Source organism: Bacteroidota bacterium, assembly GCA_030706565.1.
Classification (GTDB): domain Bacteria; phylum Bacteroidota; class Bacteroidia; order Bacteroidales; family JAUZOH01; genus JAUZOH01.
This window is the reverse complement of the sequence record JAUZOH010000169.1, coordinates 1-7,998: the sequence shown is the minus strand read 5'-3', so window position 1 is coordinate 7,998 and position 7,998 is coordinate 1. Positions and strand designations below refer to the sequence as shown.

At 36.7% G+C, this 7,998-nt stretch carries 7 protein-coding genes and 1 other RNA gene; 6 read left to right on the top strand and 2 right to left on the bottom strand.

Features of this window, described 5'->3' with window-relative positions; translation table 11 throughout:
* Window positions 1-482 precede the first annotated feature (482 nt).
* An RNA gene (gene ffs / locus Q8907_09755) (signal recognition particle sRNA small type) lies at window positions 483-582 on the bottom strand.
* Window positions 583-837: 255 nt separating this feature from the next.
* On the opposite strand from ffs, the gene Q8907_09750 reads away from it, so the two are divergent.
* From Q8907_09750 to Q8907_09725, 6 genes are all read left to right on the top strand, one after another.
* The gene (locus Q8907_09750) at window positions 838-1,485 is read left to right on the top strand and encodes a DUF4199 domain-containing protein (protein MDP4274549.1); all 648 of its coding nucleotides are present in this window, start codon (window positions 838-840) and stop codon (window positions 1,483-1,485) included.
* A 32-nt stretch (window positions 1,486-1,517) separates the two neighbouring features.
* Window positions 1,518-2,468, top strand: coding sequence for a glycosyltransferase family 2 protein (locus tag Q8907_09745; GenBank protein MDP4274548.1), 951 nt, complete (start codon window positions 1,518-1,520; stop codon window positions 2,466-2,468).
* Entirely contained in the window at window positions 2,468-3,460 is a 993-nt protein-coding gene (locus tag Q8907_09740; protein ID MDP4274547.1) for a glycosyltransferase, read from the top strand. Before Q8907_09745 ends, Q8907_09740 begins: the two co-directional genes overlap by 1 nt.
* 289 nt (window positions 3,461-3,749) lie before the next feature.
* Complete coding sequence (locus Q8907_09735) at window positions 3,750-4,334, top strand: YceI family protein (protein MDP4274546.1); 585 nt, start codon at window positions 3,750-3,752, stop codon at window positions 4,332-4,334.
* 247 nt (window positions 4,335-4,581) lie between these two features.
* Complete coding sequence (locus Q8907_09730; GenBank protein ID MDP4274545.1) at window positions 4,582-5,592, top strand: hypothetical protein; 1,011 nt, start codon at window positions 4,582-4,584, stop codon at window positions 5,590-5,592.
* Window positions 5,573-6,226 carry a CoA pyrophosphatase gene (locus tag Q8907_09725; GenBank protein MDP4274544.1) on the top strand — a complete coding sequence of 218 codons (654 nt, stop codon included), beginning with the start codon at window positions 5,573-5,575 and terminating at the stop codon, window positions 6,224-6,226. Before Q8907_09730 ends, Q8907_09725 begins: the two co-directional genes overlap by 20 nt.
* Here the strand turns inward: Q8907_09725 and Q8907_09720 are convergent.
* Window positions 6,210-7,583, bottom strand: a complete 1,374-nt coding sequence (locus tag Q8907_09720) for a transporter substrate-binding domain-containing protein (GenBank protein MDP4274543.1) — start codon at window positions 7,581-7,583, stop codon at window positions 6,210-6,212. The genes Q8907_09725 and Q8907_09720 overlap by 17 nt on opposite strands.
* Window positions 7,584-7,998 lie beyond the last annotated feature (415 nt).

Below are 7,998 nucleotides of genomic sequence, written 5' to 3'. Positions count from 1 at the left end.
TAGCCACCTGCTGAGTCTTTTTAAGCCAACTTTGAGGTTAAAAGAAGATGGCATTCTTTAATCAAAGAACAATTTCAGATGCATTTTGGAATTATTCTTCCATTGCCGTCAGCTTCAGCTGACGGATCCTGCTGATATAATGATATTTCTTCAATAGTTTAAAATAATACAGGAATATTTGGCTAAAGCCGCAAAAAATATTGCTTCATCAAATCCGTTGACTGAAGCCAACGGCAATGTAAATCAGAATATGTATTGGGTTTTAGCCCAAATTCGGCATCTTAAAATTATCCCCAAAATTTGGCTGAAACTGAGAAATCATCATTCTTTATTACCTGTCGCCTGAAACCAACAGCAATAACAACAATGATTCTCTGCCTTTTAAAACGAAGCACAGGGTTTTATAAGGTAACCATTGGTAAGTAACTTTGAAAAACAAAACAGATCCGGGAATAATAAAACTTGGGGGTTGGGCAAAAAAAAGTGGGTAAGCTACTTATATCGCACCGCTCAACCATCGTACCCTTGCTTCCTTCCGGACCTGGGGGAGTTAAACAGGAGCTGGTCGTATAAGACTTACCCGGTGCAAAAGTAGTAATTTTTTTCATTCAAAACACTCTTTCTCCTATTTTTATTTTGGGATATATTTGAAATATGCCCTAAGGGATTGGTTGTTTTTTGATTGCAGCTAAAATAAAGTTGCCGGACTAATAGAATGAATGAGCGTACAACCTTATCCCATAAAGAAAAATAAGGGAACAATTGTACTTTATTTAAGACATACTTATTTTTATGTTACCAAAATCTAATATATTTGTACAATAAATATAGACTAAGATGGAAGAATTTAAAAGCAACACCATGAGTAAAAATGCCATGAATTATGGCGCTATTGTAGGTATAGCCCTGGTGATTTTTAATTTACTCACTTATCTGGCAGGTGTGAGTACATCAAAAAATGTAAGTTATCTGAGCTTTTTGATCATCATTTTAGGAATCTTTTTTTGCATCAAGCATTACCGTGATAAAATCCTGGTGGGAGGAATAACCTATGGAAAGTCTTTAGGCATGGGTACACTTATTTGCCTTTATTCCGGGATCATATATGGTTTCTTTACTTATATATTGCTTAAATTTATTGACCCGGGACTAATTGACAAAATTCTGGCAATGGTGGAAGAGAACCTGGTCAAAAGTGGAATGCCCGACGATAAAGTTGAAATGGCCATGAATATGCAAAAGAAATTTGCTACACCAATATTCTATGCCTTCTCCGAAGTATTTTCCCTTACTTTTTATGGTTTTATCTTTTCTTTAATTCTATCCATTTTCCTGAGAAAAGAAGTTTCACCCTTTGCCTACAATAATGGAAACGTTCAAAATCATATTGAAGGAGCCGAATTTATAAAAGACGAACCCGAGCTGCCAGAAGATAACAATACTAGCGATAACAAGGAAAATAGCAATGCGAAACCAGGGGAATAAATTCACCTGTTAATAAAAACGAATTAAGAATAATGGATATTTCAGTAATAGTACCACTCTTTAACGAAGAAGAATCTTTGCCTGAATTGGCTGCCTGGATTAAACGGGTAATGGATGAACATAATTTCAGCTACGAAGTGATTATGGTTGATGACGGCAGCAACGATCATTCCTGGAAAGTTGTTGAATCACTCTCTGAAGGAAATCCGGCTATAAAAGGGATAAAATTCAGAAGAAACTATGGCAAATCTGCCGCTTTATATAAGGGTTTTAAAATTGCCGCAGGTGATGTGGTCATAACCATGGATGCAGACCTGCAGGATAGTCCTGATGAAATCCCGGAGCTTTACAGAATGATCATGGAAGAAAATTATGATCTGGTCTCAGGATGGAAAAAGAGACGCTACGACCCCATTTCCAAGACTCTTCCAAGCAAGTTTTTCAACTGGACGGCCCGCAGGGTTACACACATTAAATTACACGATTTTAATTGCGGACTCAAGGCATATAAAAATACGGTGGTTAAAAGCATTGAGGTTTTTGGTGAAATGCACCGCTATATCCCGGTGATGGTGAAAAAAGCCGGATTTACCCGCATTGGTGAGAAAGTCGTTCAACACAGAAAAAGGAAATATGGAGTTTCAAAATTCGGGCTGGAACGTTTTGTTCATGGCTATCTTGATATGCTGACCATATCCTTTATATCAAAATTCGGAAAAAGCCCTATGCATTTCTTTGGCGTCTTAGGCACCCTGATGTTTATCCTGGGTTTCTTTGCCGTACTTTATATTGGCATTGATAAATGGTATTGCCTTCAACACCATATCAAAGCATTACTCATTGCCCAGACCCCTTATTTTTATTTATCCCTGACTGCAATGATACTGGGTACTCAATTGTTTCTGGCAGGTTTTTTAGGGGAACTGATAACCAGAAACTCTTCAGACAGAAATGCCTACCTGGTTGAAAAAGAAATTTTATAATGCGCAAGTTCTCGGTAATCATTCCTGTTTATAACCGGCCCGATGAATTGACGGAATTATTAAAGAGTCTGGAACTGCAATCATACAGAAACTTTGAAGTTTTGGTCATTGAAGATGGTTCGAGCTTATCAAGTAACCTGGTAGCCGAAAGGTTCAAAAACACATTGGATATCAGTTATTATTACAAGGATAATTCCGGCCCCGGGCAAACCAGAAATTTCGGTGTTCAAAAGGCTTCGGGTGATTATTATGTTTTTTTTGATTCGGATTGTATTATTCCACCGCAGTATCTGGCGACAGTCAATGAGGTATTGGATAAAAATTATACAGATGCTTATGGAGGCCCGGACAAGGCTCATTCATCATTCACTCCCGTTCAAAAGGCCATAAACTATTCCATGACTTCGTTTTTTACTACCGGAGGAATACGAGGCAGGAAGAAACAACTGGATAAGTTTTTCCCGCGCAGCTTCAATATGGGTATATCCCAGGAAGTGTTTGACAAAACCAACGGCTATTCTGAAATGCGCTTTGGCGAAGATATTGACCTAAGCCTTCGCATAATCGAAACAGGTTTTAAGACGCAACTCATTCCGGATGCTTTTGTTTATCACAAACGCCGGACCAGCCTTAAAAAATTCTACAAACAGGTCTATAATTCAGGGATAGCCCGGATAAACCTTTACAAACGGCATCCCCATTCGCTCAAGATGGTTCATTTATTGCCTGCAGTTTTTGTGGCAGGTAATGTTCTTCTTCTGCTTCTTAGTCTTTGGAATATAATATTCCTGTTGCCACTGTTGCTTTATATTCTTTTAATTATTGCAGACTCATTCCTTCTGGAAAAAAATATTCTGGTGGCTCTGCTTTCGCCCGTGGCTAGTTACATACAACTATTTGGCTATGGACTGGGTTTTTTTCATGCCCTTGATAAAAGAATTTTACGCGGTGAAGATGAATTCTCGGCCTTTTCAAAAAATTTCTACAAATAATTATTCCATCACAATTATTCCTAGAGGGGAAAGTTTTGTCTACTTTCCCTGTTCTACTTTTTTAATCCCCGGCTTACAAAAGTGACTACTCTAAAGTAATCCTATTATTTTACCAACTTCCTGAAATTTATAAATTTCGGATATCAGTTAATCCGAAAATATTCTTTAAATTTAATAGCAGTTAAACAGTTATGCTTTGATTTAGAAATAGAAAACCTTAATTGCAACAATTAACTATTGTTAGTTGTTTTTCTATAAGTTCAACTATAAATAATCAAAACTAACCATTATGAAAAAAGTTATTGCTCTATTTGCTTTTATGCTCCTGGGAGCATCATTGTTTTCCCAAACGAAATGGGTGGTGGACAATGTTCATTCTTCAGTGAAATTTACAGTCACTCACCTGGTGATTTCTGAAGTTGAAGGTTATTTTAAATCTTACAACGGAACAGTTATGGCCAAAAAGCCTGATTTTGCAGGCTCATCCATCGACTTTACGGTGGATGTAAATTCCATCTCCACAGATAATGATACCCGGGATAAACACCTGAAATCAGCTGATTTCTTTGAGGTAGAAAAATATCCACAGATGACTTTTAAAAGTACTTCTTTCAGAAAAATCTCCGGGAATAAATATCAGTTAAACGGCAACCTTACCATACATGGGATTACCAAACCTGTAAAATTCGATGTAACTTATGGAGGTACGGCAAAAGACGGTTATGGTAATATAAAAGCCGGATTTAAAGCGGTTTCTAAGGTCAACCGTTTCGATTACGGCTTGAAATGGAATGCCCTTACAGAAGCCGGAGGAGCTACTGTAGGAAAGACAGTTACTATTGAACTTAGGATGGAATTTGCAAAATCAAAGTAATATAACTGGTTGTAAACCTTGAGCCGAAATCCGGGATAGGGTTACAAGTTTGAAAAAAACATTTGTTGACAATTCCGTTTAATCTAAATTTAATTATAGAAATAAGCTAATTATCTGATTGTTATAAGATTTTCTTTCCATCAACCTATCAATAAAATTGATGGAAAGAAAAAAAATCAAATGTCCAACTGGAAAATAAACGCTTTTAAAATTCCATAACCTATTTATTAACCTAAAAACCTTAAAAATGTCCGGTCTATCTACCATTGAAGTCATTATAGGAGTGGTATTTATTTACCTTCTTTTCAGCCTTTTTGTAACAATTATTCAGGAATTGCTTGCCACTTTTTTCCAGTTTAGGGCAAATATGCTGCATCACGGTATTAAAAGAATGTTAAATGATAAAAATCAACATGAACTAGCCGACAAATTTTATGATCATTACCTGATCAAATACTTGGGAGCCTGTGAAAAAAGCAAACCCTCCTACATCACCGCCAAAAATTTTTCAAAAACTCTGGTCGATATTATCAAAAGTTATGGTTCAGGAGAAGATGCAGTCAGGCAAACCAATGCAGGACTGGCTGGTTTGCCTGAAGGAGAAACACAAAAACTTATTTCCTCCTATTGGCAGGATGCGAATTTTGATATAAATGAATTTAAACGTCAACTGGAACAATGGTTTGATGAGATGATGCAAAGAGTTTCCGGATGGTATAAGCGAAAAACCCAATGGATTGTCTTGGGCATATCTTTTATCGTGGTCGTTGCATTTAATGCAGACAGCTTTTTCATTGTGAAAAAACTTTCCAATGACCGGTCTGCAAGCATTGCACTGGCTGATTTAGCTGCAAAATATACTCAAACAGCTGATCAATACGAAAAAAGTGTACCTTATTATGCTTCAGGAAAATCCATTTCAAAAAGAGACAGTTTATTGGATGTAGCCAACGAATTGCTTGACAGATCAAAAAAACTTATGGATTCAAATATTAATCCAATAATCAGCATTGTTGGTTTAGGCTGGCAAGGTGAAAATCTTTGTTCCTGCGAAACTACTCAGGGGAAAACAGGCATTGAACAAAAAAGTCCAATCACCTGTTTTATATTGAGATTTCTAGGATGGATAGTAACAACTCTCGCATTATCCCTGGGAGCACCATTCTGGTTTGATGTTCTTGTAAAATTCATTAATTTAAGAGGTACAGGCAAAATACCGGAAGAACAATATAAAATGAATGCAAAAACGAGTATCTAAATCACATAAGTTATTTATTCAGAATCTCAAAGATGCCTTGCTTAGGCCTCTTCCTGGCGAGGAAGCTCAAAACGATATGGCTCCGGCTTTCAGGTTTAAATCCCCGACCCTCAAAAATCCTGTCAAAGCCGGAGTTTTACTCCTGTTTTATGAAAAAAATCATGAGTTTACGATTGTCTTTACCAGACGGAATATTTATGAAGGTCACCACAGCGGACAGGTAAGCTTTCCAGGAGGAAAAGAAAAAGCCTCAGATAAAAATATTTTATTCACAGCCTTGAGAGAATGTGAGGAAGAAATAGGAGTCGACCCTAACACAGTTGAATTATTGGGAAATCTCAGTCCTTTATTTATACCGCTGAGCAATCATTATGTATTTCCCGTTATAGGATATTGCAAAGAACTACCCTCTTTCCGGCCTGACAAACGTGAAGTAAATTACATCATTGAATGTATGATTAAACAATTGCTTATTCCTGAAAACAGGAAAAAGAAATACAGGCAGATCAAGAATATGCTGATAGAAACTCCTTATTATGATATTAATAATGAGCATATCTGGGGGGCAACGGCTATGATCATTTCAGAATTCATCAGTCTGATTGAACAAAATCAACTTAATCGTTATTTGTAATATTTAAATAATGATGATATCGCTCAAGTACCTGATCAACATAATTGCAGGCGCTCAATCCGTTACAGTAACCAAAAAGAACTACAGGATCTTTATAATAGGAAGAATGAGATTCTTTTATCAAAAAAGAACGAACGTTTTTATCCCAGATTCCCGGGTTTTTCCCATGTTTCCTAGCCAGTCTGCGTGCATCAAGAACATGGCCCAACCCAATATTATAAGCAGCCAGGACAAATTTAATACGTTCTTCTTTGTTGGCGGTTCTATGAAGTAATTGTCTGTCAAGGTAATTCAAAAACTTCACTCCTCCTTTTATATTCTTTCCGACGCCGGCATTTCTCTCCACTCCGTAATATTCGGCAGTCAAAGGCATCAGTTGCATTATTCCATGAGCCCCGGCATAAGATTTTACGTTATGCTTGAAATGGGATTCCTGATAGATTAATGAAGCCAACAATCGCCAGTCCCATTTCAATTTTTGACTCTGTTCCTTGATCAATTCATCATAAACCGATACCCTTCCGCTTGTTAAGGTATATAAGGTGCTCTTGGAAATTTTCTCTGTCTTTTCGTTTTGAAAATATTTCTGAAATAAAATTGCCACCTGTCCGCTCTTCTGGGTATTATCAAGCCATTCATTCAGTTTGTATAAAAGATCCTTAGATTCCTTAGCCACTCCCCAGGAAATTGGCTTTCTACTGCTAACTGTCAATCTGTAATCCAGATTTTTTAAATTACCACAAAAAACTTTTGCAATCTGTTGATCACAAACTGTATAATCAATATATCCTTCAGAAACCATTCTGATCAGATAGTCTTCGTTTTTTTCAACCTCTAAAACTTTTATGGAATCACTGAACTTTCCGGATAACTGCCTTAAAATACCGGCATCAGGTGAATTTTTTTGCACATAAATGGATTTTCCACCCAATTTTAAAGGGAAACGAATATATTCGGACTTCTTTAAATTATCCGGTTTTGAATTATTTCTTTGAACAATTACCAGTCGACTTCTATAAAGCTGATGACTAAAATCAATCTCTTTAAAAAGTTCTTTGGATTGAAATAAATTGTCGGCGATTAAATCACAATCTCCATTCTTTAGAAGTTCGATCTGCTCTTGAGCATTTTGACATGTTTTTATTTCGAGTTTTACGCCGAGATAATCAGCAAATTGTTTGAGCAGCTCATATTGAAAACCCATAGGTTCACCTTTATAGAGAAAATAGTTTATTGAACTTTCGCTGGTTACAGCAATAATTTTCCCTCTTTCCCTGACGCGTATAAGATCACTTTTTGTTGCAGATTCAATATCTTTCCCATTTTTACAGGAGAACACGAGCAGTGAAATTATCAAAATAGTGGCCCTAATTATTCTAGTCCTATTTCTCAAATTCTTATGATTTTAGTGAATAAAAAGTGGTGAAAAATGCAAAAAGAAGATATACACGAGTTTTGATTAGACAATAGTAATTTGTAGCTATTTTGGAGCTATAAAGATAGGCATAATGAAGTATTCCGTTGATTTTTTTTGACTAACGGGGGATATTCGTAAACTAATGACAAATTTAAATCACAAAAAAAGCAGCCAGCGATTCCAAAATTTAGGAATATGATTACCCCTGACTAATTTTAATCATAAAAGAGCCAGGAGAGTCCGAACTTCAGGGTGCGGATGCCCATGGGGTAGTCGCAGGCGTTGAAGTAGCCCGAGCCGCTATAGCCGGAGTTGAGGTGTTCGCACTTGACAAAGATGCGGACGGTCTTCAGCT

Bases quoted from the DNA above. Each gene is read 5' to 3' on its own strand.
- Q8907_09750 (MDP4274549.1), top strand. From the start codon at position 838: ATGGAAGAATTTAAAAGCAACACCATGAGTAAAAATGCCATGAATTAT.
- Q8907_09745 (MDP4274548.1), top strand. From the start codon at position 1,518: ATGGATATTTCAGTAATAGTACCACTCTTTAACGAAGAAGAATCTTTG.
- Q8907_09740 (MDP4274547.1), top strand. From the start codon at position 2,468: ATGCGCAAGTTCTCGGTAATCATTCCTGTTTATAACCGGCCCGATGAA.
- Q8907_09735 (MDP4274546.1), top strand. From the start codon at position 3,750: ATGAAAAAAGTTATTGCTCTATTTGCTTTTATGCTCCTGGGAGCATCA.
- Q8907_09730 (MDP4274545.1), top strand. From the start codon at position 4,582: ATGTCCGGTCTATCTACCATTGAAGTCATTATAGGAGTGGTATTTATT.
- Q8907_09725 (MDP4274544.1), top strand. From the start codon at position 5,573: ATGCAAAAACGAGTATCTAAATCACATAAGTTATTTATTCAGAATCTC.